We start from the raw sequence: 26,835 nt of genomic DNA on the forward strand, positions 1-26,835 counted from the left end.
AGAGGGCACTAGTCCTCGTCGAAGGGGTCCCATTCGTCCTCGACCTCGGCGAGACCCTCCTCCGCCGCTTCCTGTTCGAGAACGTCGCGCGTGCGGATCTCCACGAGTTCGGCCCCCGGGAAGGCCTGCAGGATCGCCTGCGTCATGGGATGCGCCATCGCATCGGTCTCCGCCTGTCGCAGCGCGCTGTCGCGGACCTCGGTGATGGTTGGCGCGCCACCCTCGGACACGAGCGAGACGACCCATCGCACACCGGTCCAGCCCTGTAGCCGCCCGGCAAGGCGCGCGGCAAGGTCGGGGGCGGCGTTCGGGGCGGGTTCGAACTCGATCCGGCCGGGGCTGTAGCTGGCGAGGCGCACGCCGCCCTCGACCTCCACCAGCAGTTTCACGTCCCGGTTCGCGCGGATCAGGTCCACGACCTGCGGAAAGGTCTGGAACCGCGCGAGCGCCTGCGCGCTGTCCTGCGCCAGCGCCGGGGAGGCCGAGCCTCGCGCCACCGGACCACTGCCACCGCCGGACGGCGCGGGTCGCGGGGCAGGGGTCGCGCCCTGGGGCATCGGCGCATCGCGCAGCTTGCGCACCAGATCGTCCGGGGAGGGCAGGTCCGCCACATGCGTCAGCCGGATCACCGCCATCTCGGCGGCCATCATCGCGTTCGGCGCGTTGCCGACCTCCTCCAGCGCCTTCAGGAGCATCTGCCACATCCGCGTCAGGCTGCGCATCTGCAGCCCGGTGGCGAAGGCCTGCCCGCGGGCGCGTTCGTCGGGGCTGACGGTCGGGTCTTCGGCGGCGTCGGGCGTGATCTGGATCACGCTGACCCAATGGGTCAATTCGGCCAGATCGCGCAGCACGGCCATCGGATCGGCCCCGTCGCTGTATTGCGCGCCCAGTTCCTCCAGCGCGGCCGCCGCCTCGCCCTTCATGATGAGATCGAAGAGGTCCATCACCCGGCCTCGGTCGGCGAGGCCCAGCATGGCGCGCACCTGATCGGCGGTCGTCTCGCCCGCGCCATGGCTGATCGCCTGATCCAGAAGCGACATCGCGTCCCGCACCGAACCCTCCGCCGCCCGCGCGATGAGGGCGAGCGCGTCGTCCGCGATCTCGGCTCCTTCCTTGCCGGCCACGCCGCGCAGGTGGTCGATCATCACCTCGGGCTCGATCCGGCGCAGGTCGAACCTCTGGCACCGGCTCAGGACGGTGACGGGCACCTTACGGATCTCGGTCGTGGCGAAGATGAACTTCACGTGGGCCGGCGGCTCCTCCAGCGTCTTGAGGAGCGCGTTGAACGCGCTCGTCGAGAGCATGTGGACCTCGTCGATGATGTAGATCTTGTAGCGCGCCGAGGCTGCCCGGTAGTGCACGCTGTCGATGATCTCGCGCACGTCGCCGACACCGGTGTTCGACGCCGCGTCCATTTCGAGCACGTCGACATGACGGCCCTCGGCGATGGCCCGGCAGGGCTCGCATTCGCCGCAGGGTTCGGTCGTAGGACCACCCGTGCCGTCCGGGCCGACGCAGTTCAGGCCCTTGGCGACGATCCGGGCGGTGGTCGTCTTGCCCGTGCCGCGGATGCCCGTGAGGATGAAGGCCTGCGCGATGCGGTCGGCGGCGAAGGCGTTCTTGAGGGTGCGCACCATGGCGTCCTGGCCGATCAGGTCAGCAAAGGTCGCGGGCCGGTACTTGCGTGCGAGAACCTGATATTCCGTCGTCATCTGCGCCCCCTTCTCGGAGCGCCAACCTAGGCCCATCGCGGCGCGGTGGCTAGAGCGTCCAGAGGACGACGCCGACGGTTACGGCTCCGAGGGAGAAGACGATCGCCAGGAAGGTGAAGACGGAGGTCGACTGCGTCTCGGCCTTGTGCGTGTCAAGCCGCTCGCAGGCGCGCTTCGCGTTCCGCCGCGCCGACCAGAAGATCACGATCGCGGCCAGGATGAAGACGGTCGCCACCGCCTTCGGGATCCAGGTCGGCTCCGCCGCGTTGAAGACGGCCCGAAGGCCCACGGCGATGGCGATCGCCGCCATGCCCGTGCGCATCCAGCCCGCGAAGGTCCGCTCGTTGGCGAGCACCGTGCGATCTTCGGCCCAGTCGGTCCGGTCTTCGGCAAGGTTGTTCTTGGACTCGTCTGCCATGGCGGGCGATCTAGGGCCCTGCGTCCGCAAGGCGATGTTCGGCAAACATGAGAGAAAGGTGAGAGACTGGACGACGACCCAAACGGGACTCGCTGTGGCTGCTTCCTTCCGGACCTGACCAGGTTGGCAAGGCGCTTGCCCGCGCCAGCCTCTCGATGTCTCACATAGGCAGGGCACCCGCGGAACGCAACTCCGTTCGAACGGAGTTGCCGAGGCTCAGCCCGGCGTGCGCTCGGCCCAGCCCGCGAAGATGCGCTCGAGGAAGACGACTACGTAGAAAAGCGCGATCCCGAGCACCGCCAGCGCGATCAGCACCGCGAACATCAGGGGATAGTCCGCGTTGATCTTGCCCGAATCGAAGAGGTGGCCCAGCCCGCGGCCATGCGGCTCCACGATCTCCATGAGGTTCGTGCCGATGAAGGCGAGCGTCACTGCGACCTTCAGCGCGCCGAAGAATTCCGGCAGGGTCTTCGGCAGGGCGATCTTGCGGAAGATGGTGAAGTTCGACGCCCCCAGGGAGCGCAGGATGTCGCGGTACTCGGGCTCCAGCGTCGACAACCCGATGGAGACGGAAACCGCGATCGGGAAGAAGGAGATCATGAAGGCGATCAGAATCGTGTTCAGGTCATGCTGCCCGATAAAAAGAAGGGCGATCACCGGCACGACGGTCGCCTTGGGGATCGCGTTGAAGCCCACGAGCAGCGGATAGAGCGCCTCGCGGGCGATGCGGCTGAACCCCATGACCATGCCGAGGAAGACACCGAAGACGACGGCGAGCAGGAGCCCCGCGATCGTGCGCCAGAGCGTCTGCCAGCCGTATTCGAGGAAGAGCCACTTGTACTTCACGAAGGCCGGGCCGAGGTCCGACGGCGAGGCCATCTTGTAGTTCGGCCAGCCGTTCGCCCAGACCAGAAGCTCCCACGCCAGCAGGAAGGCCACGATGGCCGCGGTCGGCACGGCGATCTTGCGCAGGGTGTTCATGCCGCCTCCCGTCCCTGCGCGATCTGGATCTCGCGCCGCAGCTCGGCCAGCAGCTCCACCGCCCGCGGCGCGTAGAGGTCCTCGAGGGTCCGGTCCGGTCCGAGGTCGATCTCTACCGTGCGCTGTGCCCGTGCGGGGCGTGCCGAGAAGACGACCGTGCGATCCGACAGGAACACCGACTCGCGCAGGTCGTGGGTGATGAGGACGCAGGTGAATTTCTCCTGCGCGCGCAGATCGTGCATCGTCTGCCACAGATCCTCGCGCGTGAAGGCATCGAGCGCGCCGAAGGGTTCGTCGAGGATCAGGACCTCGGGGCGGTGCACGATCGAGCGGCAGAGCGACGCGCGCTGGCGCATTCCGCCGGAGAGTTCCGACGGCTTCTTGTCTTCGAAACCCTCGAGCCCGACGAGCGCCAGAAGCTCGCGCGCGCGGTCCTGCTGCTGGGTCTTGCTGAGCCCGCTGCCGACGATCTCGAGCGGGAGCATCACGTTCTGCAGGATGGTCCGCCATTCGAGCAGGACCGGATTCTGAAAGGCCATGCCGACGGTCTTGCGCGGCCCGGTGACCGGCTTGCCGCCCAGCCGGACGACACCCCGATCGGGCTTCATCAGGCCGGCGACGAGCCGCGTCAGCGTGGACTTGCCGCAGCCCGAGGGGCCGACGACGGCGGTGAAGCTGCCCTCGGGCATTTCGAGGCTCAGATCGTCGAGCACCGGCAGCGGCCCGGCCGCCGTCGCATAGGCGTGGGTCACATGTTCGAGGGCGATGGGCAGCGACATGGGTGGCCTTCCGCGGCGGTCATCCTCGGGCCGGGCCCGAGGATCTTCCGTTTGTGAAATCCCCGGGCAAGGCCCGGGGACGTCGTGTCAGCGCAGCATCCGGTCCGCCGCGTCGGGCAGGTACTGCGGATCGAAGTAGAGGCTCGCGTCCGGCTCGGTCTGGAACTCGTAGACGAGCTTCGTCTGCTCGATCGCGGTTGCCATGCGGTCGGCGTCGATGTCGCCCATGCCGTTCTCGGCCACGTAGTCGGTCAGAACGTTCGCGTCGATCGCCAGTTGCAGACGGCGCTCTTCGAGCTCCACGTCGCCCGCCGGGTTGCGGTCGATGACGGCCTGCGCGCCCATGGCCGGATCGGCGATGACGTCCTTCCAGCCCTTTGCCACGGCGCGCAGGAAGCCCTTGACGACCTCGGGGTTCTCGGCGGCGAAGTCGGTGTTGACGATGATCGCGTTGCCATAGAGCTCGACCCCGTGGTCGGCCATCAGGATCGTCGAGATGTCATCCTCCGGCACGCCGAGGCGCACGAGGTTGAGGTAGGACGAGAAGCTGAAACCCGTCACCGCGTCGACCTCGCCCTCGGCCAGCATCGGCTCGCGCGTCGGAAAGCCGACGGGCTCCACCGTGACCGCGCCCGCGTCGATGCCGGCGGTCTCGGCGAAGATCGGGAACTGCGCCCAGGCCCCGTCCGGCGGCGGCGCGCCCAGCACCTTGCCCTCGAGGTCGCCGGGTGCCGAGACACCCTGAGACACCCGGCCGACCACGGCGAAGGGCGGCTTGTCGTAGACCATCATCACGGCGGTGACCGGCGCGCCCGGGTTCTGGTCGAGGAAGCGCATCAGCGAGTTGATGTCGGCGAAGCCAAGCGGGAAGGCCCCGGTGGCGACCTTCGGGATCGCGTCGAGCGAGCCCTGTCCCGCGCTGACCTCGACCGCAAGGTCCTCGGCCGCGAAGTGACCGTTGTCGATGGCGGCGAAGTAGGCCGCCGACGGCCCCTCGAATTTCCAGTCGAGCGCGAAGGGAACCTCCGTCTCGGCCCAGGCCGGCACGGCCAGAAGCATCGCGGCCGCGAGACCGCCGAATTTCGTCAACATATCCATTCTCCCCGTTTGGTCGCCCGAGTGTGTTGCCCCGGCCCCCGAGGGCCAGAGGCGGCGACCCCGGCGTGCAGACTGCGCGGGCTGCTGCCTGTCTTTCAAGCGATTCGGTAACGGGTTGCGTATTTTTTCGGCAGGGGGCTTTGCGTCCCGCGCCGCGCCGCCTATCCCCGACCGATGCAGAAGCGGAGCGCCCCATGAGAGATGCCGAAGCCGTCACGTTCGGAGGGGGCGGACTCGACCGGGCCGAGGATCTGCGCCGCCACCCCGGGGAACTGGCCGCGCTGCCCGCGCGTACGTTGCCGCTCTGGCGGGGAAAGCCGCTCATCGGCGCGGCGCGCGACGGGCTCGCGCTGATGGAGGGGCACGCGCTGGCGGATCACGGGACGCCCGTGCTTCTCGGGCGGGTCGACGGCGCGGCGATCTTCGCGCGCGACGTCTCGACGTTGGCGGTCGAGGGCCTCTCGGACGAACTCGGGGCGTTTCGCGACGAAAGCGAGCAGACCCATCCCGACCTGCCGAACGGCGCGGCCTTCTGCGAATTGCGGCGGATGATGACGCATCTCTCCCCGCGCGACGCCGAACTTGCCGCAACGGCACGGGGGATGCTCGAATGGCACCGGACCCATGGCTTCTGTCCGAATTGCGGTGCGCAGACGCAGGTGGGAAAGGCCGGCTGGATGCGTGGCTGCGCGGGCTGCGGGCGAATGCAGTTTCCCCGTACCGATCCGGTGGTCATCATGCTCGTCACGCGCGGCAACAAGGTGCTGCTCGGCCGCTCGCCCGGCTGGCCCGAGGGGTTCTTCAGCTGCCTTGCCGGCTTCATGGAGCCGGGAGAGACGATGGAGGCCGCGGTGCGCCGCGAGGTCTGGGAGGAGACGGGCGTGCGCGTCGGGGCCGTGAGCTATCTCTCGAGCCAGCCCTGGCCCTTCCCCGGCAGCCTGATGCTCGGGGCCCACGGCACGGCGGTGAGCGAGGCGATCGAGATCGATCCCGAGGAAATCGCCGAGGCTCTCTGGCTCGACCGGGAGGAGCTTGCCGAGGTCTTCGCCGGCACCCATCCCCGCATCCTGCCGGCGCGGCGCGGGGCGATCGCGCATTTCCTCCTGCAGAGCTGGCTCGCCGACCGCTTGGCGTAGACCGGTGACGGCGCTACAGAGCAGGGGATTTGAAGGAGTGCATTCGCCATGAAATTCGTCGCCACCGAGGACATCGCCGCCCCGATCGAGAGCGTCTGGGCGCGGGTCTCCGATCTCGAAAGCTTCGAGGCCCGCGCGAAGCCGCGTGTCGCGGGCCTGCAGCGCGTGCCGCCGGGGCCGCCGGCGGCGGGGACCGAATGGACGGGCACGGCAGAGGTCATGGGCAAGAAGCGCGCGCTCCGCGTCACCGCCCGAACGCTCGACGCGCCGACGCATCTCCTGGCCGAAGGCGGAACGGACGGGATGCATGTGACGGTCGCTGCGGAGTTGCAGGCGCTGGGCCCGAAGCTCACCCGGCTGACGGTCACGTCCGAGGCGAAGGCGCGCAGTCTGGCCGCGCGGCTGATGCTGCAGTCGGCGAAACTGGCGCGCAGCTCGATGGCCAAGCGCTACAAGGGCCGGATTTCGACCTTTGCCAGCAAGATCGAGCGCGAGGCCGGCCGGTAGGTCAGGAGATGGTCGGGTCGAGCCCGACCATGACGGTCGCTGGACAGAAGAGACCTCGGCCGGTTTCTGCCGATAGCCTTCTGTCGCCGTCATCGTCGGGCCTGACCCGGCGATCTCCCTCTATGAGGTGGAGATGAGTGGCCGGGAGATGGTCGGGTCGAGCCCGACCATGACGGTGCCGAGGCCCTACCGGGAGCCGCCGTCGAAGTGGTCGGGGTCGGCCGGGTAGACGCCCAGGATATCGAGCTTGGTGCAGAAATAGGCCAGCTCCTCGAGCGCGCGGGCCACGGGCGGATCCTCGGGGTGCCCCTCGATGTCGGCGTAGAATTGCGTCGCGGTGAACTGTCCGTCGACCATGTAGCTCTCGAGCTTGACCATGTTGACGCCGTTCGTCGCGAAGCCGCCCATCGCCTTGTAGAGCGCCGCCGGAATGTTGCGGACCCGGAAGATGAAGGTCGTCTTGACCGGTCCGTTGCCCGGCGCGGGGTGATCGGGGGCGCGCGACATGATGACGAAGCGGGTCGTGTTGTGCCCCTCGGTCTCGATGTCGCGGGCAAGGACGTCGAGCCCGTAGGTCTCGGCCGCGAGCACCGAGGCCAGCGCGCCCTGCGTCCGGTCGGAGGTCAGTGCGAGCTCTGCGGCCGCGCCGGCGCTGTCGGCGGCGGACTCGGCGCTGATTCCCTGCGCGTCGAGCCAGGCCCGGGCCTGCGGGATCAGTACGAGATGGGCGCGCACGTTGCGAATGTCCCCGAGTGCCGCGCCCGGCAGGCCCATGAGCGCGATGCGGACGCGGGTGAAGGCCTCGCCCACGATATGCAGCCCGGACTGCGGCAGGAGCCGGTGGATGTCGGCCACGCGGCCGTAGGTCGAGTTTTCCACGGGCAGCATGGCAAGGTCGGCGCGCCCGTCCTTCATCGCGGCGATGCAATCCTCGAAGGTGCTGCAGGGCAGGGGCGTATGGTCGGGCCGCGCCTCGACGCAGGCCTCGTGACTGTAGGCCCCGAGGGCCCCCTGGAATGCTATGCTGGGCATTGTGACCCCCGTGCGCGGCGTGCTGATGCGTATAGTCGCAGCCTCTATCCCTTGCGGAAGACATGCGAAACCACATACATGGCGCGCAACGAACCGAATGCGCGACTGACGATCAAGGGGTGAGCCCATGGACACGATGACGATTACAAAGGCCGGCGGCGCCTTCTGCGGCGCATTGCTCGTGCTTCTGCTCGGAGCCTGGGCCGGCGAGGCCATCTATCACGTCGGCACCGCAAGTCACGGTGACGAGGAGCATGCGCAGGGCTACGCCATCGAGGTGGCCGAGGCCGAGACCGGCGGCGAGGACGCGGAAGCCGTCGAGGAGGTCCCCTTCGAGGAGGTCTACACGAACGCGTCGGCCGAGGACGGCGAAAGCCTCTGGCGGCAATGTGCCTCCTGCCACAAGCTCGAGACCGGCGCGAACGGCACGGGGCCATATCTCGCCGGCGTCGTCGACCGCGATATCGGCGCGGCCGAGGGGTACGCCTACTCCGACGCGCTGGCATCGATGGAGGGCGCATGGACGCCCGAAGAGCTCTCGGGCTTCCTGCTCGACCCGAAGGGCTACGCGCCCGGCACAAAGATGGCCTATCGCGGCATGGACGACGTCGAGGACCGCGCGAACCTGATCGCCTACCTCGCGACGCAGTGAACGGCATCCGTTCGACCGGATCGAAGGCCCGCCCCGTGGCGGGCCTTTTCGCGTCCGCAGGACGGGTCCGCGCGACCTTGCCGATCGGGTCCGCTTTTCCGGGCACGATCACGCCCTAGATCACCGCCAAGTGTGGTCCGACCCCTTGAATCCGCGGCCTCCGCCTCGTTACCTGTTGAATAAGTTTCGGAGGGTCATACATGTATCATAAGACGTTGTTCGTCGCCGCTCTTGTCGCCGTCACCGCGCCCGCGGCCGCGCAGGACACAACCCCCGATCACGCCGTTACCACCTTCCCCGGTGGCGAGCCGAAGTATCAGCCCGGCTTCGCGCACCTCGACTACGTGAACCCAGATGCGCCCCGCGGCGGCGAGATCAGCGTCTGGACGTTCGGTGCCTTCGACTCGATGAACCCCTATACGCCGAAGGGCCGGCCGGCCGCGCTCTCGAACGCGCCCTACGAGAGCCTGCTCGCCGCGACGTCGGACGAGATCGGCACCTCGTATTGTTTCATCTGCACGACGATGGACTACCCGGAGGACCGCAGCGAAGTGACCTTCACGCTGCGCGATGACGTCTTCTTCTCCTCCGGCGAGCAACTGACGGCGGAGGACGTGGTCTTCAGCTACGAGACCTTCCGCGACAAGGGCCTGCCGTCGTTCCGTGCCGTGTTCCAGACGCAGGTGGAGAGCGCCGAGGCGCTCGACCCGCAGACCGTGCGTTTCGTCTTCAAACCAGATGTGCCGCACCGGGATCTGCCGGCGACGGTGGGCAGTCTGCCGATTTTCTCGAAGGTCGATTTCGAGACGCGCGGGATCGACTTCGAGCAATCGACGCTCGAGCCGCTGATCGGCAGCGGGCCGTATATCCTCGACACGATGGATGTCGGCCGGTCCGTCACCTACCGTCGGCGCGAAGACTACTGGGGGTGGGATCATCCGATGATGGTCGGCCGCAACAACTTCGACCGCATCGAGATCGAATACTACGCCGACTACGACTCCGCGTTTCAGGGCTTTCGCGGCGGCAACTACACCTTCCGCAACGAAGCGTCGTCCAAATCCTGGGCGACGGGCTACGACTTCCCGGCGGTGCAGGACGGCTCGGTCGTGAAGGCAGAGCTGCCGGACGGTACCATCGCCACCTCGCAGAGCTTCATCTTCAACCTGCGGCGCGACAAGTTCTCCGACCCGCGCGTCCGACAGGCGATCGGAATGATGTTCAATTTCGAGTGGTCGAACGAGACGCTGTTCTACGGCATCTACGACCGGATCGAGAGCTTCTGGGAAAACACCGAGTTCAAGGCCGCTGGCGTCCCCGAGGGACGCGAGCGCGAGATCCTGCAGGCGGTGGTCGATGCCGGCGACCTCGATCCCGCGATCCTGACGGAGGAGGCCGCCACGCCGCCCGCGTCCGGCCCGCGGCAGCTCGACCGGCGCAACCTGCGTGCGGCCTCGGCCCTCCTCGATGAGGCCGGCTGGGTTGTCGGCGGAGACGGGATGCGCCGCAAGGACGGCCGGACGCTCTCGGTCGAGTTCCTCAACGACAGCCAGACCTTCGACCGCGTCATCAACCCCTACGTCGAGAACCTGCGCCGCCTTGGCGTCGATGCCCGCTTGAGCCGCGTCGACAACGCACAGATGCAGGAGCGCGAGCGGTCCTACGATTTCGACGTCGTCACCCACCAGATGCCGATGGCCTATGTGCCCGGCTCCGACCTGCGGCAGTACTTCGGCTCGGGTACCGCCAACGAGAGCGCGCGCAACCTGATGGGGCTCGCGGATCCGGGGATCGACGCGCTCATCAAAGTGGTCGAGGCCGCGGACAGCGAAGAGGAGCTCGCCGCCGCCGTGAGCGCGCTCGACCGTGGCCTGCGGGCGCAGCACTTCTGGGTGCCGCAATGGTTCAAGCCCGCCCATACGGTCGCCTACTACGACTACCTGCGCTACCCGGATCCGTTGCCGCCCTATGCGCTGGGCAACCTCGATTTCTGGTGGGCCGATCAGGACGCCTACGATGCCCTCAAGGCGGCCGGAGCGTTCTGAGCCTTGGGCGCCTATATTCTCAGACGACTGCTGCTCATCATCCCGACGCTGCTCGGGATCATGGTCATCAACTTCACCCTGATCCAGTTCGTCCCGGGCGGACCGGTCGAGCAGGTGCTCGCGCAGCTGCAGGGCGAGGGCGATGCTTTCGCAAACATCGCCGGCGGCGGCGACGGAGCGGGGTCGGAACAGTTCGACAACGACAGCGGCTATCTCGGGGCGCGGGGCCTTCCGCCCGAGTTCATCGAGGAACTGGAGCGCCAGTTCGGCTTCGACAAGCCGCCGCTCGAACGCTTCCTCAACATGATGTGGGACTACGTCCGCTTCGACTTCGGCGAGAGCTACTTCCGCTCGATCTCGGTCGTCGATCTGGTGCTGGAGAAGCTGCCGGTCTCGCTCTCGCTCGGCCTCTGGTCGACGCTTCTGGCCTATCTCATCTCGATCCCGCTCGGGATCCGAAAGGCCGTGCGCGACGGGACATTCTTCGACAGCTGGACCTCGGGCGTCGTGATCGTGGCCTACGCCATCCCGGCGTTTCTCTTCGCGATCCTGCTCCTCGTCCTCTTCGCCGGGGGCTCCTACTACAAGATCTTCCCGCTCAGGGGCCTCACCTCGACCGACTTCGATCAGCTCTCGGCCATCGGCAAGGTGCTCGACTACTTCTGGCACCTGACGCTGCCGGTGCTGGCGATCACCATCTCGTCCTTTGCGGGGCTGACGCTCCTGACGAAGAACTCCTTCCTCGACGAGGTCCGCAAGCAATACGTCATAACGGCCAAGGCCAAGGGCCTGACCGAACGGCGCGTTCTCTACGGTCACGTCTTCCGCAACGCGATGCTGATCGTGATCGCGGGCTTCCCGGCGGCCTTCGTCGGCGTCTTCTTCGGGGCCTCGCTCATCATCGAGACGATCTTCTCGCTCGACGGGCTCGGGCGGCTCGGCCTGCAGGCGGTGGTGGAGCGCGACTATCCGGTCGTCTTCGGGACGCTCTTCGCCTTCTCGCTCCTCGGGCTCGTGATGAACCTCGTGACCGACCTCACCTACATTCTCGTCGATCCGCGCATCGACTTCGAGAGCCGCGAGACATGAAGCTCAGCCCCCTGAACGCCCGCCGCTGGCGCAACTTCAAGCGCAACCGACGCGCCGTATGGTCGCTGTGGATCTTCGCGGTTCTCTTCGGGCTGTCGCTCTTCGCCGAGGTGCTGGCCAACGACAAGCCGCTCCTCGTGAGCTATCGGGGCGAGTGGCGTTCGCCGCTCGTCTCCTTCTATTCGGAGGAGGACTTCGGCGGCTTCTTCCAGACCGAGGCCACATACCGCGAGGTGGAGGTGCAATGCCTGATCGTCTCGGGCGGGCTCGAAGACCCCTGCCTCGACGATCCCGAAGGCATCATCGAGGAAGTGCAAACCGCCGGTACGGCCCTCGGAGAGCCCGCCGAGGCGGGCTGGCTGCTCTGGCCGCTGATCCCCTACAGCTATAACACCAATTCCGACTATCCGGGGGCCGCGCCGCACCCGCCTTCGTCGCAGCACTGGCTCGGCACTGACGACACCGCGCGCGACGTGCTGGCGCGGGTGATCTACGGCTTCCGCCTCTCGGTCGCCTTCGCGCTCATCGTGACGGCGCTGTCGTCCATCCTCGGGATCGCGGCGGGCGCGGTGCAGGGCTACTTCGGCGGCTGGACCGACCTCATCCTGCAGCGCATCGTCGAGATCTGGGCGTCGACGCCGCAACTCTACGTCATCATCATCGTGGTCGCGATCATCCCGGTCAGTTTCTGGCTCCTCGTCGGCCTCACGGTCCTCTTCGGCTGGATCGGCCTCGTTGGCGTCGTGCGTGCCGAGTTCCTGCGGGCGCGCAACTTCGAATACGTGCGCGCGGCCAAGGCGCTCGGCGTCTCCGACCGGACGGTCATGTTCCGCCACGTCCTGCCGAACGCCATGGTCGCCACGCTCACCTTCCTGCCCTTCCTCGTGACGGGGGCCATCGGCGGCCTCGCCTCGCTCGACTTCCTGGGCTTCGGCCTGCCGTCGTCCTCGCCGTCGCTCGGTGAGCTGACGCTTCAGGCCAAGCAGAACCTGCAGGCCCCCTGGCTCGGCTTCACGGCCTTCTTCACCTTCGCGATCATGCTGTCGCTCTTGGTATTCATCTTCGAGGGCATCCGCGATGCCTTCGACCCGCGAAAGACGTTCTCATGAGCCTCCTCGACGTCCGCGACCTCAAGATCGCCTTCCGTCAGGACGGGGCGGAGACGCTTGCCGTGAAGGGCGTGAGCTTCAGCGTCGAGAAGGGCGAGACGGTCGCGCTCGTGGGCGAATCCGGTTCGGGCAAATCGGTCAGTGCGCTCTCGACGGTCGCCCTCTTGCCCGACTCCGCCGAGGTCAGCGGGTCGATCACCTATGACGGCAAGGAGATGGTCGGAGCCGACGAGGGTGAGTTGCGCCGGGTGCGCGGCAACGACATCAGCTTCATCTTCCAGGAGCCGATGACCTCGCTCAACCCGCTGCACACGATCGAGAAGCAACTCGCCGAGTCGATCGAGCTGCACCAGGGCCTGCGCGGCGGGGACGTGCGCACGCGGATCCTTGACCTGCTCGACAAGGTCGGCATCCAGGACGCGGAAAGCCGGCTCACGGCCTACCCGCACCAGCTTTCGGGAGGACAGCGGCAACGCGTGATGATCGCCATGGCGCTCGCCAATGGCCCGGACCTGCTGATCGCGGACGAACCGACGACCGCACTCGACGTCACCATCCAGGCCCAGATCCTGGAGCTTCTGGCCGAACTCAAGGCGCGCGAGGGCATGTCGATGCTCTTCATCACCCATGACCTCGGCATCGTGCGCCGCTTCGCCGACCGGGTCTGCGTGATGCAGAAGGGCGAGATCGTCGAGACCGGCCCGGTGGCCGAGATCTTCGACGCGCCGAAACACCCCTATACCCGCACGCTCCTCGCCGCCGAGCCGAGCGGGGCACCCGACCCGGTGCCCGAGACCGCGCCCGAGATCGCGGCGACCGAACATCTCAAGATCTGGTTCCCGATCACGAGCGGCCTCCTGAAACGGACGACCGGCTACGTGAAGGCCGTCAACGACGCCTCGCTTGCCGTGCGATCCGGCGAGACGGTGGGCATCGTGGGCGAATCCGGGTCGGGCAAGACGACGCTCGCGCTCGCCATCATGCGGCTCATCTCCTCCGAAGGACCGATCACGCTCGAAGGGCGTCGCATCGACGGGCTGCAGTCGAAGGCCCTGCGCCCCCTGCGTCAGGACATGCAGATCGTGTTCCAGGATCCCTACGGAAGTCTCTCGCCCCGCATGACCGTGGCCGAGATCGTCGCCGAGGGGCTGAAGCTCCATGACACCGGCGACGACCGCCCCCACCGGCAGCAGGTGTCCGACATCCTGGCCGAGACGGGCATCGACCCCGCGACGATGGACCGCTACCCGCACGAGTTCTCGGGCGGCCAGCGCCAGCGCATCGCCATCGCCCGCGCCATGATCCTGCGGCCGAAGCTCGTCGTGCTCGACGAGCCCACCTCGGCCCTCGACCAGACGGTGCAGGTGCAGATCGTGGAGCTTCTGCGCGATCTGCAGAAGCGGTACGGACTCGCCTATCTCTTCATCTCCCACGACCTGAAGGTCGTGCGCGCGCTCAGCCACAAGGTTCTGGTGATGAAACGGGGCGACGTCATCGAATCGGGCGATGCCGCGCAGGTCTTCGATGCGCCGCGCGACCCCTATACCCGCGCCCTGATGACCGCCGCCTTCGATCTCAAGTCGGACAGCGCCGCCGCCGTCTGAGGCGAGGCAGGGCGGTCAGCCGCCCAGCATCACGTCGCATTCCACGTCACGGGCGCGCAGCCGCGTGCAGGCGCGCTGCGCGTTGCGCTGCGACAGGCCCACGAAACTCGGCGCGAAGCCGCCGCGGACGCGGTCGACCCGGCGCAGCGCCGTGTCGAGCGTGTCGAGCTCCTGCAGGGCCGTCCGCAGCAGCAGCTTGTCCGCCGCCGACCGCGACCCCTGGGGGCGGAGCGCGATGCCGTAGTTCTGGCCGGCGGTCGAGGCACGGGTGACGACGACCCGGGTCGCGGCGACCGTCTCGGGGCGCGGTTCGGGCTGCACCGTCGGCGTGGTGGCCGAGGCATAGACGGCAAGACCGCCATGGGTGCCGCGCATCACGGGCCGCATGGAGACGGCGGGCGCGGTCGGCCCGGTCGTGGTCGGGCCGCCATAGACCGGCAGGCTCGGCCGCCGCTCGGTCACGTGGCGCGGCGCATTGGCGAAGCCGAGATCGAGGAGCTCAGCGATCCGGGCGTTGCGCGTGGCGGTGGAACGCCCCCCGAAGACCGTCGCGATGACGCGCACGCCGCCGCGCTCGGCCGAGGACACGAGGTTGAAGCCGGCCGCGTTGGTATAGCCCGTCTTGATGCCGTCGGCCCCCTCGTAGGCGTCGAGCAGGCGACGGTTCGTATTGCGCACGCGGGTCACGCCGGCATCCGTCGTCCGCCGGGAGAAGAGGTTGTAATACTGCGGATAATCGTAGAAGAGCCGCCGCCCGAGGGTCGTCATGTCGCGCGCCGTGCTCAGGTGGCCCGACTGCGTGAGGCCGTGGGCGTTGCGAAATGTCGTGTTCGGCATGCCGAGGGCGCGGGCGGTGCGGGTCATCCGTTCCGCGAAGGCGCTTTCCGAGCCGGAGATGGCCTCGGCGATCGCCGTGGCGGCATCGTTCGCCGATTTCACCGCCGCCGCCCGGATGAGATAACGCAGCGCGATCCGCTGCCCCGCGCGCAGACCCAGCTTCGAGGGGATCTCGTTCGCCGCCTTGCGGCTCACCCGGACCTGCGTGTCGAGCGTGATCTCGCCCTGCCGCACCGCCTCGAACGCGATGTAAAGCGTCATCATCTTCGTGAGCGAGGCGGGATGCAGCCGGGTGTCGGCGTTGCGCGAGCGAATGACCTCGCCGGTGCGTGCGTCGATCACCATTTCCGCATAGGGGGCCGCCTCGGCCCGGGGCATCGCGGCCAGTGTCACCGCGCATAGGGTCATAAGCCCCAGAAGGGCCATTCGGATCCGTGTCATGTCCACCAGACTGCTCTGCTGCCTCGGCCCCGATCTTGCGCCGGTGACCCTGTGATTTGTTCCAGATTAACCCGATTTCGCCGCTCGAATCCACAGTCCCGAGGCGTGCCTTGAAAAAACCCAGATTGGCCGGCTGCGGCGCGAGATCTGGTGGGGTTTGGCTCTGGTCGCCACTATCCGCGGGGCCTATCATGGCGAGAATATGGCGCGACCTGCGGGTTTTCGCTGAAATGCCGATCTACGAAAAGGTTGCTTTGCATGGCTGACACGGTGGCGGAGGCGCGCAAGGCGCAGGCGGCGGGCTGGTTCCGGGAGTTGCGCGACCGGATCGTCGCCGCTTTCGAGGGGCTGGAGGATACCGGCGCGCCGGGCCCCTTCGCCGACCTCGCCCCCGGCCGCTTCGAGGTCACGCCGACGCGCCGCAACGCGGAGGACGGGTCGGATGCGGGCGGCGGCCTGATGTCGGTGATGCGCGGCGGGCGCGTCTTCGAAAAGGTCGGCGTCAACTGGTCCGAAGTCCACGGAGAGCTCGGCGCGCGAGCGCAGACGGCCATGGCCGCGCGCGGCGTGCCCGGCATGGCCGAGGACCCGCGCTTCTGGGCCAGCGGCATCAGCCTCGTCGCCCACATGCGCAACCCGCATGTGCCGGCCGTCCACATGAACACCCGCATGTTCTGGACGCCCCATGCCTGGTGGTTCGGTGGCGGGGCCGACCTGAACCCCTGCCTCGAATATGACGCGGACACCGCGCACTTCCACGGCCAGATGAAAGCCGCCTGCGATGCGCACGGCCCGCTCGAAGGCGAAAACCGCTACGACAAGCTCAAGGCCTGGGCCGACGAGTACTTCTTCGTACCCCATCGGGGGCGTGCGCGGGGCGTTGGCGGCATCTTCTACGACGATCTCAACACCGGCGACTGGGAGGCCGACTTCGCCTTTACCCGCGCCGTGGGCGCGCAATTCCTGCCGGCCTTCGTCCCGCTCGTGGAGAACCGGCGGACGCAGGACTGGAGCGAGGAGGACAAGGAGGCGCAGCTTCGGCATCGCGGCCTCTACGCCGAATACAACCTCGTCTACGATCGGGGCACCAAGTTCGGGCTGGAGTCGGGGCACGACGCGAATGCGGTGCTGATGTCGCTTCCGCCCGAGGCCAAGTGGTACTGAGCCGGGCTATTCCGCCGCCGTCGCCGCGTCCTGCCAGACGCCACCGAAGTCCTGTGCGTAGCCTTCGCCGTCGAGCGCGCCGCCCGTCGCCACGATCGCCCCGAGCCGTCCCAGCTCGTCCCCGCACTTCGCCGCCGCGCCATTGCCGCCGATGAGCGCGGTGCATGTGGCGTCGATCCGCTCGATGTAGGGAAAGCCGGTGTCCGTCCAGACGACGGCGCAGGGCTCGGTATGGGTGGCCTCGAAGGACGTGCCCGGCAGGAGGTTCGCAAGCTCCCGCAGGAGCCGAGCGCCCACGTCCGCGTCGCCCGTCCCGTGGAACCACGCGCGCATCTCGGCGGGCGAGGTGATGCGCGGGCTGTCCACCTGTCCGCCGATCTTGAGATAGAGATGCCCGTCCGGGTAGCGCACCGGCGGCAGCACGTAGAGATCGTGGTTCCATCCCTCGGGCACGAAGATAACCGAGGGCATGTCGGCGAGCGCGGCACCCGTCTCCTCCGAGAGCCGCGCAAAGGCGATCGTCCGCGCCCAAACCTTCATCCGCGGCACACGCGGCAGCAGGCCGCCCATTGCCGCATGGGGGCCCGTCGCGACGACGACCTGCGCCGCCTCGATCGTCGTGCCGTCGGTCAGCGTGACGCGCCCGCCGGTCCGTGTTTCGGCAGCCTGCGCGAAGCGCGTCGCTCCGGCCTGTCCCGCCAGCGCGATCTGCGCGTCGCGCATGGCGCGCGGGTCCATCCAGCCGGCGAGGTCGGCCTCGTAGGTCGCCACCGACTCGCTAGGCAGGGCAAGGCCCAGGTCCTCCCAGGTCTCGCAGGCTCCGAGTTCGACCGGCTGCGGCGAAAGATCGCGCGCGACGGCTCGGAAGGAAGCGGTGAACGTCGCCATCGGCCCCTCCTCGGGGCCGGCCATCAACGCGCCGGTCTCGTGGAAGATCGACCGCCCCGCGCGCGCCTCCAGGTCCCGGTAGCGCGCGATGGAGCGTGTGCTGAGCAGGGACCAATCCGCATCCGCCGCTACCCGCCGGGTGATGCGCGCCGCGTCGTAGTGGCTGCCGAAGGGGCCCTGCCACTCGGTCTTCACCGGCGGCTCGGGCGGGGCGACGAGGGCGACGCTGTGACCGGCCTCCGCCAGATGACGCGCGCAGGGTGCGCCCATCATCCCGCCGCCGATCACGATGACGTCGAAGGTCTCCATGTCTCCGGGGTAGACCCGCGGCCCGAGTCGCGAAAGCTATTTCTCGCGCAGGGTCTCGATCATCAGCGTCACGTTCTCGGGGTCCGCGTCCGGCGTGATCCCGTGGCCGAGGTTGAAGATATGCGGCCCGTTCGACAGTGCGTCGCGGATGCGCCGCACCTCGGAGACGAGATCGTCCCCGCCCGTCACCATATGCCGCGAGGCGAGATTGCCCTGCACGCAGCCGCCGGGTTGCACCTTCTCCGCGACCCAGGCCGCATCGACGGAATCGTCCACCGCAACGCAATCGGCTCCGGTCGCGGCGTGGAAGCCGACGTAGCCGTTCCCGGCCTCGCGCGGGAAGGCGATGACCGGGATGCCCGGGTGCCGTGCCTTGAGCGCGGCGGTGATCTCCCGCGCGGGCTCCAGCGCGTACTTGCGGAAGTCCTCGCCCGAGAGCGACCCCGCCCAGCTGTCGAAGATCTTCACGACCTCCGCGCCCGCCTCGATCTGGCGCGAGAGATATTCGATCGTGCCCTTCGTCAGCAGGTCGAGAAGCGCCTCGAAGGTCGCCCGGTCCTCGGCCTTGAGCGCGTGGGCCGGGGCCTGGTCGGGCGTCCCGCGGCCCGCGATCATGTAGGTCGCGACCGTCCAGGGGGCCCCCGCGAAACCGATCAGCGTCGTCTCCGCCGGTAGCGCGCCGGAGAGGTTCCGCACAGTCTGGTAGATCGGCCCGAGCGTCTCGTGGATGTCGTCGACGCCCTTGAGCTTCGCGAGGTCGTCCGGTCCCGTCACCGTCGACAGGCGCGGTCCCTCCCCGGTCACGAACCACAGGTCGGCCCCGAGCGCCTGCGGCAGGAGGAGAATGTCCGCGAACAGGATCGCCGCGTCGAAGCCATAGCGCCGGATCGGCTGCAGCGTGACTTCGGTGGCGAGGTCGGGGTTGTAGCAGAGCGACAGGAAGTCCCCCGCCTCGGCCCGTGTCGCGCGATACTCGGGCAGGTAGCGGCCCGCCTGGCGCATCATCCAGATCGGCGGGGTGTCGAGCGTCTCGCCGGCGAGGGCGCGCAGGATCGTCTTGGTCACGTCATCTTCCTTTGCGGGGTTCGCCGTCCGGGGCTGGACAGCACCCGTGCGGGACGGGCAGGTAGTGTCAACCTGACTTGTCCCCGCCGTGGGGGCGCTGTCAACTCACGCGGCCCGCCGGACGAAAGCGAGACGAATGCCCGACCTGCCCACTCCGGATGCCCCCCTGCGCATCGGCACCCGCGGCTCGCCGCTGGCGCTCGCGCAGGCGCACGAGACCCGCGCGCGGCTCATGGCCGCCTTCGACCTGCCCGAAGCGGCCTTTGCCATCGAGGTCATCAAGACGACCGGCGACCGCGTCCTCGATCGCCCTCTCAAGGAGATCGGCGGCAAGGGCCTCTTCACCCGCGAGATCGAGGAGGCGCTGGCCGCCGGCGTCATCGACATTGCAGTCCATTCGATGAAGGATATGCCGACGCTGCAGCCCGAGGGGCTCGTCATCGACTGCTACCTCCCGCGCGAGGATGTGCGCGATGCCTTCGTCACGCTCGACGGCAAGACCCTGGCGGATTTGCCCGCAGGCTCCGTCGTCGGCTCCTCCTCCCTGCGACGGCGCGCGCAACTGGCGCTTCGGCGGCCCGATCTGAAGCTGGTGGAGTTCCGCGGCAACGTGCAGACGCGGATGAAGAAGCTGGGCGACGGGGTGGCCGATGCGACCTTCCTCGCCATGGCCGGGCTCAACCGGCTCGATATGACCGAGGTGCCGCGTCACCCGACAGATCCGGCCGACATGTTGCCGGCCTGTGCGCAGGGCTGCATCGGGATCGAGCGGCGCGCGGCCGACGACAATGCCGCCGAGATGTTGTCCGCGATCCACCATGCGCCGACCGGTCGGCGCCTCGACTGCGAGCGCGAATTCCTCAAAACCCTCGACGGCAGCTGCGAAACGCCCATCGCCGGCCTCGCCGAGCTCGACGGCGACACCCTCCGCTTCCGCGGCGAGATCCTGCGCCCCGATGGCTCCGATGTGCTGACCGTGGAGGGCGACTGCCCGGTCACGGAGGGAGCCGATCTCGGCTGCCGTCTTGCACAAGACCTGCTCGGCCGCGCGCCAAGGGGGTTCTTCGACTGGCGGAACTAGCGTCACGGGCGTCGCCGCTTGTCTGTTTTCAGAGTAACCGGAGGCTCCGCTCGGACAAGGCGCGGCTATCGGCCTCCCGAACGCCGTCCCCGCTTCAGACACCAAGGTCGGGCAGGGGACAGTCGAGTGGTTCCCGCGTGACGTTGCGCGTCACGAGATCTTCCACCGGATCTGCCCCGTCGAGCCGCGCGTGGAAGCGCCCGTCATCCGCCTCGAGGAAATCCCAGCACTGCGGCGCGGGATCGGTATCGTAGACGAAGCAGATCTGCCCGGTGCGGTTCTCGAACCAGATGCCGCGCTGGCACTCGCCGCCCCCTTCGAAGGCCCAGATGACGCGCTTGTCCTCGAAGTACTGCTCCGAGCCGAAGGGCGCGCCGCCCCTGTCGAAATGCAGCGTCTTGCCCGTCACCATCTGGCTGAACTCTTCGGCCGACACGATTCGCTCGGCGGCGGCGGGCAGCGCCGGGACAGCGAGAGCGGCGAGGCTGGCAAGGCAAATGGCGCGCATCGGGATCTCCTTTGCGCCAGTGTCTCCTCAGGCGGCGGCGCTGTCCATCGGGGATTTGACCGCCAGCGCCTCGACGCGGGGGTTCATCACCCGCCGCCACCACCAGGGCCAGAGCGCGAAGGTCACCATCACCGGGAGCGAATAGGGCAGAAGCGGTGCCTCGGTCCCGATCCCGAGTTCCTCGAAGCCGCGGGTCGGGTGGGCGTGATGATCGGAATGGCGCGGCGCGTGGAGGGTCAGCAGGTTCGTCACCACATGGGGCGCGTTCCAGGAATGCTGCGGCCCGACCGGCTCGTAACGCTCGCCCAGACGCGCGCGGCGCATCCCGTAGTGCAGGACGTAATCGGTGATCAGAAGCTGGCTCTGCGCCAGCAGGCAGAGCGCGACGTAGGCGGCGAGGCCCGACCCACCGAGCGTCGCCCAGGCGAGCCCCATCGCCGCCCAGCCCCCGCCGAGGTAGACCCAGTAGGGGTTGCGCCAGTTCCAGCCGTGCCGGCCCCTGGCCCGCTGCCGGCGCTTCTCGACGGCAAGCCCCTTCCAGAACGAGCCGTGCCAGGCACGAAAGCAGAACATCCACCAGCTCTCGCCATAGCGGGCGGTGTTCGGATCCTCCGGCGTCGCGACGTGGACGTGGTGAACGCCGGGATGCGCCGTGGTCTGGTGCCCGAAGAGGAGCGTGACATAGACCCAGCGGCCGAGGTGGCGGCGGATCCGGCCGCCTGCATGGATGAGTTCGTGGGCGCAGGAATTCATGATCTGGCCGAAATAGAGGCCCGCGGCCGCGAAATAGGCAATCCAGTTCAGAACCGGCCCGCCCTCCGCAAGCGTCCATACGGCGAGCGCGAGCAGGGGGAAATGCGTGACGGCCAGCCCGACGGTCAGGGCCTTGGCCTGACCCGCGTCCGGCGCATCGCTGTGTTCCGGCAGGATGTGATCGAGGCCCGCGACGACCACGGCCATCCAGAGAAGCGAGGCGAAATCCCACGCGCCGTCCCAGAGAGCCCCCCCGACCAGGAGCGCGACCGACAGACCGAGCGCGGCAAGATAGGGGGCGAGAGAAAGCAACCAGTTCTCCAATCGTAAACACGCGTCACCATATACCCCAAAATCGGGAAAAAGAATGGCACCGATGGTCGCGCCCCGGTCTTGCAGGTCGCGCTGAGGCTGCGCAAACAGGGGTGCCGGGGTCGCATTCGCGTAACGCGGGCTCCGGTCGTGCGCCTATTGTGGCGGCAAGCCGATCGGGAGAGAGCCATGCTGGACGGACAGGACACCAAGGGCGTTTGGAAATCCGGCAAGGGCCGGGGCCGTGCGACGCCGAAGGGGCGCCAGTACGACGACACCGCACTCGCGGAGGTGCGCGCACTTATGGGCGACCGGCCGCGTCGGCGAGACCTGCTGATCGAGTTTCTGCATCTCATCCAGGACGAATATGGCCACCAGAGCGCGGCGCACCTGCGCGCGCTGGCCGAGGAGATGCGCCTGAGCATGGCCGAGGTGTGGGAGGTGGCGACCTTCTATGCCCATTTCGACCCGCTGCGCGAAGACGATCCGGTACCGCCGAGCCTGACCATCCGCGTCTGCGATTCGCTCTCGTGCGAGTTGGCCGGATCCGAGGCGCTGATCGAGGCGCTCGAGGCGGGCCACGACCCGAAGGAAGTGCGCGTCCTCCGCGCGCCCTGCATGGGCCGCTGCGATACCGCGCCCGTGCTGGAGATCGGCCACCGCCACGTCGACCACGCCACGCCCGAGCTTGTCGCGAAGACGATCGCGGCGGGCGATTTTCACGCCGATGTTCCCGACTACCAGCCGCTCGCCGCCTACCGCGCCGAGGGCGGCTACGCCAAGCTCGCCGAACTGCGCGCGGGTGGCGATTGGGAAGCCGTGCAGGAGACCATCGCGGCCTCGGGGCTGCGCGGTCTTGGCGGCGCGGGCTTCCCGTCGGGCAAGAAATGGGGCTTCGTGCGCGCCAATGCCGGGCCGCGCCTGATGGCCGTGAACGGGGACGAGGGCGAGCCGGGCACCTTCAAGGACCGCTACTACCTGGAGCGCCAGCCGCATCTCTTCCTCGAGGGGATGCTCATCGCCGCCTGGGCGGTCGAGGCGGAGCGCATCTACCTTTACATGCGCGACGAATATCCGGCGGTACTGCAGATCCTCGCCACCGAGATCGCCGCGCTCGAAGCCGCGGGCCTGATCGAACCCGGTCATGTGGAGCTGCGCCGCGGGGCCGGGGCCTACATCTGCGGCGAGGAATCCGCGATGATCGAGTCGATCGAGGGCAAGCGCGGGCTGCCCCGCCACCGCCCGCCCTACGTCGCGCAGGTGGGCCTCTTCGGGCGGCCGACGCTCGTGCACAACATCGAGACCTGCCACTGGATCGCGCGCATCCTGCGCGAAGGCCCGGAGATCCTCTCCTCGGTTGAGAAAAACGGGCGCACGGGCCTGCGGAGCTATTCCGTGTCCGGCCGGGTCAAGAGCCCCGGTGTCCATCTGCTGCCGGCAGGGTCCACCATCACCGACATCATCGCGGCCGCGGGCGGGATGCTCGACGGGCACGTCTTCAAGGCCTATCAGCCGGGCGGGCCGTCGTCGGGGCTGCTGCCTGCCACGCTCGCCGACGTGCCGCTCGATTTCGACACGCTGCAGCCGCACGGCACCTTCATCGGCTCGGCGGCCGTCGTCGTTCTCTCCGACCGGGACAGCGCGCGGGACGCGGCCCTCAACATGCTGCGCTTCTTCGAGGCGGAGAGCTGCGGGCAATGCACGCCCTGCCGGGTCGGCTGTGAGAAGGCGGTGAAGCTGATGCAGGCGGAAAGCTGGGATCAGCCGCTGCTGGAGGAGGTGAGCCAGGCCATGGTCGACGCCTCGATCTGCGGGCTGGGTCAGGCCGCGCCGAACCCGATCCGCCTCGTGATGAAGCATTTCCCCGAAGAGATCTGAGCCCGCTCAGTTCCGATAGGCCCGGCAGAGGCAGCCCGCGTCCGAGATTGCCCGGCAGAGCCGGATCGCCTGCGCGCGGCTGTCGGCCCCGATGCGCGCCGCGACGATGGCCGTCGCGCGGCCCCGGCGCGCCTGCGGGATGAACTCCAGGCGGCCTGCCGGTGCGGCGCGGCGGCACGCCCGGCTCAGCGCATCGTAGGCGGCGCGGGCGCTGCCCTCGCTGGTGCCGTAACCCACCTGGACACCCCAGGGCGACACCCGCGGCGGCGGCGCGGCAAGCGGCGTCACCCGGCGGTTCGCGGCCATGGCAAGGCACGCTTCCTGGAACGGGGTTTCCCCGTCGAGCGCGAACTCCGGGGCCTCGGGCGGGGTGTCGCGCCAGGTCTCTGCGGTCTCGCCTGTGATGATGCGCACGTAGTCGACCGTCTCGCGCGCCAGCCCACCGGTCCGCGCGATCCAGCCTTCCGCCCGCCGTTCACCGCCGTTGTACCCGATCGCGGCGAGGCCGAGGTTGCCATAGCGGCCCGTCATCTCGCCCAGGTAGGCTGCGGACTTCTCGATGGCATCGGCGGGATTGAACGGATCGTCGAGCCCCCTCAGCCGCGCGGTCGAGGCGATGAACTGCGCGATGCCCATGGCCCGCGCAGGGCTGACGGCATTCGGGTCGAAGCGGCTCTCCTGCCAGAGGAGGCGGGCGAAATAGCCGGGCGGCAGGCCGTTCAGCCGCGCCTCGGCCTCGATCTGGCGGCAGACGTCGGCGGCGAAGCGGTCGGCCCGGATGCAATGGCGCGGCCCGGCAAGGCCCTCGGAACAGGCGATCGCCGGCGGCGGGTCGGCGCGCAGGGGCGAGGCCAGAAGCAGCAGGATCAGGAACGCGCGCAGCATGGGCGGACGGTCGGGCGCGGGGCAGGGGGCTGTCAACCGCACTTTCGTCGCGGCTCCGGGCATATTAGGTGGGGGCAAAGGGGATTGCGCATGTCGTTCTTCAAGAAACTCAAGGATCGTCTGACGCGGTCGTCGTCGAAGCTGGAGGAAGGTCTCGACGCGATCGTCGAGGAGGGAGCGGAGACGGTGCCCGAGCCGCAACCGGAGCCCGTACCACCCCGGGAGCCAGAGCCGGCGGCAGAGATCGCGCAGGAGCCTCAGCCGACTCCGGCCCCCGCGCCCCCGCCCGTCACCGCGATGCCCGATCCGATCCCGGCCGAGGAGACGCCGGCCCCGGCCGCGAAGCCGGGCCTGCTCGGCCGTCTCATGGGGCGCGCGGTTCCGGCCTCCGTACCCCGGCGCGTCCTCGACGACGAGATGCTCGAACAGCTCGAGGATCTGCTGGTGGCCTCCGACATGGGCGTCGAGACGGCACTTCGCGTGACCGCCAACATGGCCGAGGGGCGAATGGGCCGGAAGCTGTCGTCCGAGGAAATCAAGCGCCTGATGGCTACGGAAATCGCGCGGATCATGGAGCCGGTCGCGCGGCCCATGCCGCTCACGCCGCAGCGGCCGCAGGTCGTGCTCGTGGTGGGCGTCAACGGCTCGGGCAAGACGACGACCATCGGAAAGCTCGCCAGCCAGTTCAAGGCGGCCGGGAAATCGGTGGTGATCGCCGCCGGCGACACCTTCCGCGCGGCCGCCGTCGAGCAACTTCAGGTCTGGGGTGAGCGCGCGGGCGTGCCGGTGCTGACCGCGCCCGAGGGCTCCGACCCGGCGAGCCTCGCCTTCGAGGCGATGACGAAGGCCGAGGCCGACGGGGCCGACCTCCTCCTGATCGATACGGCGGGGCGGCTGTCGAACCGGGCCGACCTGATGGAGGAACTGGCCAAGATCGTGCGCGTCATCCGCAAGAAGGACCCGTCGGCGCCGCACAACACCCTCCTCGTGCTCGACGCCACGACGGGGCAGAACGCGCTGACGCAGGTGGATGTGTTCAAGAAGCTCTCCGACGTCTCGGGCCTCGTGATGACGAAGCTCGACGGCACGGCGAAGGGCGGTGTCCTCGTCGCGCTGGCCGACCGCTTCGGATTGCCGATCCACGCGATCGGCGTGGGCGAGCAGATCGACGACCTCGACGCCTTCGACCCCGAGGAGTTCGCCGCCGCGCTCGTGGGTCTCGACGCGTGAGGCGACTGGCGGCGCTGATCGCGGCTTTGGCCGCGCCCGCGGGGGCCGCCATGATCGAAGACTGCGAGGCCCTCGTCTCGCGCCTGCCGGTCGAGGTCGAGACGGTCGATGCGGTCGCGGGCGTCTGCGTACTGGGCGAGGTGCGGTGGGGCGTCGCCCCGGCGACCTGGCGGGCGGCGCGCGTGACGCTCGGGGGCGACGTCGATGCGCTGCCCGACGCGCTCCCCCGGCGGCTGTCGGGCGGGGTGACCGGCCTGATGATCGACCCGGTGGTCGAGGAGATGCCGGGCCTCGCCTGGCTCATGCGGCAGCAGGCGCATCCCGGCATGAGCCTCGGCTTCGATGCGACGTCCGAAGGGGGCGTCCTGCGCGTCAACGCCTTCCGCTTCGCCATGGACGAGACGAACGAGTTGACCTTGACGGCCCGGATCGCCGGCGTGCCCGAGGTCTGGCCCGTCGACCCCGTGGCCGTGGCGGCGATAACGGTGCAGGCGCTCGACGTGGAGATCGCCTTCGACGGGATGTTCGAGGCGCTTCTGTTGTTGCCACTCGGCTCCGCGCTACTCGACCTGACCGTGCCGGCCGAGCCGCAGGTGGCTGCCCTTCGGACGCAGGCCGAGGTGGCGCTCGACGGGTTCGCAGCGGCTGGTCAGGCGGAGGCCGCGGCCGAAGCACGCGCATTCGTGGACGCGCTGCCGCATCCGCGCGGTGTGCTGGAGCTGCGGCTCGGCGGTCGGGGCATCGCCGCGCTTCAAACCGGGGCCGCGCTCGCCGGGGGTCTGACACCGGATTTCGCCGCCCGCGTGGCCGAGGCGGCCGAGCTCGAACTCTTCTGGACGCCGGACGCCCCGTGAGCGATTTCGCCACCCTCAGGATCGGCCCGGAACTGGCCCCCAGGTCGGACCGAGAGCGCGACGACTTCTTGCGTGCGGCGGGGCTTCTGGATCGGGGTGGCTGTCCCTGGGGCTTCGCGGGTCATTCCGCCGTCTGGGCGCGCGACCGCGAGCTGTTGATCGGTCAGGGTGCGTTGGTCGAACTCGACCCGGCCGCGACGGAGCTGCGCGCCCGTCTCGTGCCGCGGGGCCTCGCCCGCGACCTGCGCGTCGCAGCGATCGAGATGCTGGGTGTTCGCGCGGAGTACCGCGAAACGGGCCTCGAAGAGAGGATCGTCCGAGCTTTGGTCGAAATGTTCGCGCGGACCCCGCCCCTGCCGACCGAGGCGGTGATCTACATGGGCGAGATGCGCGCGCCGGTCCTCCTCTCGACGCTTCTGGCCCTCGGGCCGGTCGGAGAGGTCCTGCGATGACGGTCGCGCCGGGATC

General features: G+C 68.7%; 25 protein-coding genes and 1 other RNA gene. 13 read left to right on the plus strand and 13 right to left on the minus strand.

The window, feature by feature from the left end; all coding sequences use genetic code 11:
- Positions 1 to 8 precede the first annotated feature (8 nt).
- The 6 genes from HSX43_RS03160 to HSX43_RS03185 form a co-directional block, all read right to left on the minus strand.
- Positions 9 to 1,748 carry a DNA polymerase III subunit gamma/tau gene (locus tag HSX43_RS03160; RefSeq protein ID WP_268884015.1) on the minus strand — a complete coding sequence of 580 codons (1,740 nt, stop codon included), beginning with the start codon at positions 1,746 to 1,748 and terminating at the stop codon, positions 9 to 11.
- A gap of 13 nt (positions 1,749 to 1,761) precedes the next feature.
- Positions 1,762 to 2,130: a YidH family protein gene (locus HSX43_RS03165; RefSeq protein WP_179378625.1), complete on the minus strand. Its 369-nt coding sequence runs from the start codon at positions 2,128 to 2,130 to the stop codon at positions 1,762 to 1,764.
- 56 nt (positions 2,131 to 2,186) lie between these two features.
- An RNA gene (ffs, locus tag HSX43_RS03170) (signal recognition particle sRNA small type) lies at positions 2,187 to 2,285 on the minus strand.
- Positions 2,286 to 2,346: 61 nt separating this feature from the next.
- Positions 2,347 to 3,111, minus strand: a complete 765-nt coding sequence (locus HSX43_RS03175) for an ABC transporter permease (protein ID WP_179378626.1) — start codon at positions 3,109 to 3,111, stop codon at positions 2,347 to 2,349.
- Positions 3,108 to 3,890, minus strand: coding sequence for an ABC transporter ATP-binding protein (locus HSX43_RS03180; protein ID WP_179378627.1), 783 nt, complete (start codon positions 3,888 to 3,890; stop codon positions 3,108 to 3,110). The genes HSX43_RS03175 and HSX43_RS03180 overlap by 4 nt, the downstream gene beginning before the upstream one ends.
- 87 nt (positions 3,891 to 3,977) lie before the next feature.
- Positions 3,978 to 4,982: an ABC transporter substrate-binding protein gene (locus tag HSX43_RS03185; protein ID WP_208454444.1), complete on the minus strand. Its 1,005-nt coding sequence runs from the start codon at positions 4,980 to 4,982 to the stop codon at positions 3,978 to 3,980.
- Between the two features lie 200 nt (positions 4,983 to 5,182).
- Between HSX43_RS03185 and nudC the strand changes: the two genes are divergently transcribed.
- Together nudC and HSX43_RS03195 are read left to right on the plus strand one after the other, a co-directional pair.
- Positions 5,183 to 6,124, plus strand: a complete 942-nt coding sequence (gene nudC, locus HSX43_RS03190) for an NAD(+) diphosphatase (protein WP_179378629.1) — start codon at positions 5,183 to 5,185, stop codon at positions 6,122 to 6,124.
- A gap of 48 nt (positions 6,125 to 6,172) precedes the next feature.
- The gene (locus HSX43_RS03195; protein ID WP_179378630.1) at positions 6,173 to 6,631 is read left to right on the plus strand and encodes an SRPBCC family protein; all 459 of its coding nucleotides are present in this window, start codon (positions 6,173 to 6,175) and stop codon (positions 6,629 to 6,631) included.
- 186 nt (positions 6,632 to 6,817) lie between these two features.
- Here HSX43_RS03195 and HSX43_RS03200 read toward each other — a convergent pair whose 3' ends face one another.
- Positions 6,818 to 7,663, minus strand: a complete 846-nt coding sequence (locus HSX43_RS03200) for a prephenate dehydratase (RefSeq protein WP_179378631.1) — start codon at positions 7,661 to 7,663, stop codon at positions 6,818 to 6,820.
- 127 nt (positions 7,664 to 7,790) lie between these two features.
- On the opposite strand from HSX43_RS03200, the gene HSX43_RS03205 reads away from it, so the two are divergent.
- The 5 genes from HSX43_RS03205 (at position 7,791) to HSX43_RS03225 (ending at position 14,162) form a co-directional block, all read left to right on the plus strand.
- The gene (locus HSX43_RS03205; RefSeq protein ID WP_179378632.1) at positions 7,791 to 8,315 is read left to right on the plus strand and encodes a c-type cytochrome; all 525 of its coding nucleotides are present in this window, start codon (positions 7,791 to 7,793) and stop codon (positions 8,313 to 8,315) included.
- 200 nt (positions 8,316 to 8,515) lie between these two features.
- Positions 8,516 to 10,360: an extracellular solute-binding protein gene (locus HSX43_RS03210; RefSeq protein WP_179378633.1), complete on the plus strand. Its 1,845-nt coding sequence runs from the start codon at positions 8,516 to 8,518 to the stop codon at positions 10,358 to 10,360.
- Between the two features lie 3 nt (positions 10,361 to 10,363).
- Complete coding sequence (locus HSX43_RS03215; protein WP_179378634.1) at positions 10,364 to 11,449, plus strand: microcin C ABC transporter permease YejB; 1,086 nt, start codon at positions 10,364 to 10,366, stop codon at positions 11,447 to 11,449.
- The gene (locus tag HSX43_RS03220; protein WP_179378635.1) at positions 11,446 to 12,558 is read left to right on the plus strand and encodes an ABC transporter permease; all 1,113 of its coding nucleotides are present in this window, start codon (positions 11,446 to 11,448) and stop codon (positions 12,556 to 12,558) included. The genes HSX43_RS03215 and HSX43_RS03220 overlap by 4 nt, the downstream gene beginning before the upstream one ends.
- Positions 12,555 to 14,162: an ABC transporter ATP-binding protein gene (locus tag HSX43_RS03225; RefSeq protein ID WP_179378636.1), complete on the plus strand. Its 1,608-nt coding sequence runs from the start codon at positions 12,555 to 12,557 to the stop codon at positions 14,160 to 14,162. Before HSX43_RS03220 ends, HSX43_RS03225 begins: the two co-directional genes overlap by 4 nt.
- A 15-nt stretch (positions 14,163 to 14,177) precedes the next feature.
- Here the strand turns inward: HSX43_RS03225 and HSX43_RS03230 are convergent, their stop codons facing one another.
- Entirely contained in the window at positions 14,178 to 15,440 is a 1,263-nt protein-coding gene (locus HSX43_RS03230) for a D-alanyl-D-alanine carboxypeptidase family protein (protein WP_179378637.1), read from the minus strand.
- Positions 15,441 to 15,698: 258 nt separating this feature from the next.
- On the opposite strand from HSX43_RS03230, the gene hemF reads away from it, so the two are divergent.
- Positions 15,699 to 16,604, plus strand: coding sequence for an oxygen-dependent coproporphyrinogen oxidase (hemF, locus tag HSX43_RS03235; RefSeq protein ID WP_179378638.1), 906 nt, complete (start codon positions 15,699 to 15,701; stop codon positions 16,602 to 16,604).
- Positions 16,605 to 16,610: 6 nt separating this feature from the next.
- Here hemF and HSX43_RS03240 read toward each other — a convergent pair whose 3' ends face one another.
- Both HSX43_RS03240 and hemE read right to left on the minus strand, forming a co-directional pair.
- Positions 16,611 to 17,801: an NAD(P)/FAD-dependent oxidoreductase gene (locus HSX43_RS03240; protein WP_179378639.1), complete on the minus strand. Its 1,191-nt coding sequence runs from the start codon at positions 17,799 to 17,801 to the stop codon at positions 16,611 to 16,613.
- A gap of 36 nt (positions 17,802 to 17,837) precedes the next feature.
- Positions 17,838 to 18,866: a uroporphyrinogen decarboxylase gene (gene hemE, locus HSX43_RS03245; RefSeq protein ID WP_179378640.1), complete on the minus strand. Its 1,029-nt coding sequence runs from the start codon at positions 18,864 to 18,866 to the stop codon at positions 17,838 to 17,840.
- A gap of 136 nt (positions 18,867 to 19,002) precedes the next feature.
- Between hemE and hemC the strand changes: the two genes are divergently transcribed.
- On the plus strand, positions 19,003 to 19,947 hold the full coding sequence (gene hemC, locus HSX43_RS03250) for a hydroxymethylbilane synthase (protein ID WP_179378641.1): 945 nt from the start codon (positions 19,003 to 19,005) through the stop codon (positions 19,945 to 19,947).
- A 94-nt stretch (positions 19,948 to 20,041) separates the two neighbouring features.
- Here the strand turns inward: hemC and HSX43_RS03255 are convergent, their stop codons facing one another.
- Both HSX43_RS03255 and HSX43_RS03260 read right to left on the minus strand, forming a co-directional pair.
- Entirely contained in the window at positions 20,042 to 20,455 is a 414-nt protein-coding gene (locus HSX43_RS03255; RefSeq protein WP_179378642.1) for a hypothetical protein, read from the minus strand.
- 27 nt (positions 20,456 to 20,482) lie between these two features.
- Positions 20,483 to 21,520 (minus strand): alkane 1-monooxygenase, encoded by a 1,038-nt coding sequence (locus tag HSX43_RS03260; protein ID WP_235962454.1) that lies wholly within the window; start codon positions 21,518 to 21,520, stop codon positions 20,483 to 20,485.
- Between the two features lie 189 nt (positions 21,521 to 21,709).
- Here HSX43_RS03260 and HSX43_RS03265 point away from each other — a divergent pair, with 189 nt between their 5' ends.
- On the plus strand, positions 21,710 to 23,398 hold the full coding sequence (locus tag HSX43_RS03265) for an NAD(P)H-dependent oxidoreductase subunit E (RefSeq protein ID WP_179378643.1): 1,689 nt from the start codon (positions 21,710 to 21,712) through the stop codon (positions 23,396 to 23,398).
- Positions 23,399 to 23,404: 6 nt separating this feature from the next.
- Here the strand turns inward: HSX43_RS03265 and HSX43_RS03270 are convergent, their stop codons facing one another.
- A complete protein-coding gene (locus tag HSX43_RS03270) occupies positions 23,405 to 24,283 on the minus strand; it encodes a lytic transglycosylase domain-containing protein (protein WP_235962455.1) in 879 nt (292 codons plus the stop codon).
- 90 nt (positions 24,284 to 24,373) lie between these two features.
- Between HSX43_RS03270 and ftsY the strand changes: the two genes are divergently transcribed.
- From ftsY to HSX43_RS03285, 3 genes are read left to right on the plus strand one after another with little or no spacing between them, the layout of a single operon-like run.
- Positions 24,374 to 25,513, plus strand: a complete 1,140-nt coding sequence (ftsY, locus tag HSX43_RS03275) for a signal recognition particle-docking protein FtsY (protein ID WP_179378644.1) — start codon at positions 24,374 to 24,376, stop codon at positions 25,511 to 25,513.
- A 50-nt stretch (positions 25,514 to 25,563) separates the two neighbouring features.
- Positions 25,564 to 26,367: a hypothetical protein gene (locus HSX43_RS03280; RefSeq protein WP_179378645.1), complete on the plus strand. Its 804-nt coding sequence runs from the start codon at positions 25,564 to 25,566 to the stop codon at positions 26,365 to 26,367.
- Entirely contained in the window at positions 26,364 to 26,819 is a 456-nt protein-coding gene (locus tag HSX43_RS03285) for a hypothetical protein (RefSeq protein WP_179378646.1), read from the plus strand. The genes HSX43_RS03280 and HSX43_RS03285 overlap by 4 nt, the downstream gene beginning before the upstream one ends.
- Positions 26,820 to 26,835: the final 16 nt, after the last annotated feature.

This window comes from Jannaschia marina, from assembly GCF_013404595.1.
In the GTDB taxonomy this organism is placed as follows: Bacteria; Pseudomonadota; Alphaproteobacteria; order Rhodobacterales; family Rhodobacteraceae; genus Jannaschia; species Jannaschia marina.

What these genes read in the sequence shown, in the direction of transcription:
- HSX43_RS03265 (WP_179378643.1), top strand. Translation starts at nt 21,710, where the DNA reads ATGCTGGACGGACAGGACACCAAGGGCGTTTGGAAATCCGGCAAGGGC.
- nudC (WP_179378629.1), top strand. Translation starts at nt 5,183, where the DNA reads ATGAGAGATGCCGAAGCCGTCACGTTCGGAGGGGGCGGACTCGACCGG.
- HSX43_RS03220 (WP_179378635.1), top strand. Translation starts at nt 11,446, where the DNA reads ATGAAGCTCAGCCCCCTGAACGCCCGCCGCTGGCGCAACTTCAAGCGC.
- HSX43_RS03165 (WP_179378625.1), bottom strand. Translation starts at nt 2,130, where the DNA reads ATGGCAGACGAGTCCAAGAACAACCTTGCCGAAGACCGGACCGACTGG.
- hemF (WP_179378638.1), top strand. Translation starts at nt 15,699, where the DNA reads ATGGCTGACACGGTGGCGGAGGCGCGCAAGGCGCAGGCGGCGGGCTGG.
- HSX43_RS03225 (WP_179378636.1), top strand. Translation starts at nt 12,555, where the DNA reads ATGAGCCTCCTCGACGTCCGCGACCTCAAGATCGCCTTCCGTCAGGAC.
- HSX43_RS03195 (WP_179378630.1), top strand. Translation starts at nt 6,173, where the DNA reads ATGAAATTCGTCGCCACCGAGGACATCGCCGCCCCGATCGAGAGCGTC.
- HSX43_RS03180 (WP_179378627.1), bottom strand. Translation starts at nt 3,890, where the DNA reads ATGTCGCTGCCCATCGCCCTCGAACATGTGACCCACGCCTATGCGACG.
- HSX43_RS03210 (WP_179378633.1), top strand. Translation starts at nt 8,516, where the DNA reads ATGTATCATAAGACGTTGTTCGTCGCCGCTCTTGTCGCCGTCACCGCG.
- HSX43_RS03230 (WP_179378637.1), bottom strand. Translation starts at nt 15,440, where the DNA reads ATGACACGGATCCGAATGGCCCTTCTGGGGCTTATGACCCTATGCGCG.
- HSX43_RS03280 (WP_179378645.1), top strand. Translation starts at nt 25,564, where the DNA reads ATGATCGAAGACTGCGAGGCCCTCGTCTCGCGCCTGCCGGTCGAGGTC.
- HSX43_RS03240 (WP_179378639.1), bottom strand. Translation starts at nt 17,801, where the DNA reads ATGGAGACCTTCGACGTCATCGTGATCGGCGGCGGGATGATGGGCGCA.
- HSX43_RS03185 (WP_208454444.1), bottom strand. Translation starts at nt 4,982, where the DNA reads ATGTTGACGAAATTCGGCGGTCTCGCGGCCGCGATGCTTCTGGCCGTG.
- HSX43_RS03160 (WP_268884015.1), bottom strand. Translation starts at nt 1,748, where the DNA reads ATGGGCCTAGGTTGGCGCTCCGAGAAGGGGGCGCAGATGACGACGGAA.
- HSX43_RS03255 (WP_179378642.1), bottom strand. Translation starts at nt 20,455, where the DNA reads ATGCGCGCCATTTGCCTTGCCAGCCTCGCCGCTCTCGCTGTCCCGGCG.
- HSX43_RS03175 (WP_179378626.1), bottom strand. Translation starts at nt 3,111, where the DNA reads ATGAACACCCTGCGCAAGATCGCCGTGCCGACCGCGGCCATCGTGGCC.
- HSX43_RS03200 (WP_179378631.1), bottom strand. Translation starts at nt 7,663, where the DNA reads ATGCCCAGCATAGCATTCCAGGGGGCCCTCGGGGCCTACAGTCACGAG.
- HSX43_RS03205 (WP_179378632.1), top strand. Translation starts at nt 7,791, where the DNA reads ATGGACACGATGACGATTACAAAGGCCGGCGGCGCCTTCTGCGGCGCA.
- HSX43_RS03270 (WP_235962455.1), bottom strand. Translation starts at nt 24,283, where the DNA reads ATGCTGCGCGCGTTCCTGATCCTGCTGCTTCTGGCCTCGCCCCTGCGC.
- hemC (WP_179378641.1), top strand. Translation starts at nt 19,003, where the DNA reads ATGCCCGACCTGCCCACTCCGGATGCCCCCCTGCGCATCGGCACCCGC.
- ftsY (WP_179378644.1), top strand. Translation starts at nt 24,374, where the DNA reads ATGTCGTTCTTCAAGAAACTCAAGGATCGTCTGACGCGGTCGTCGTCG.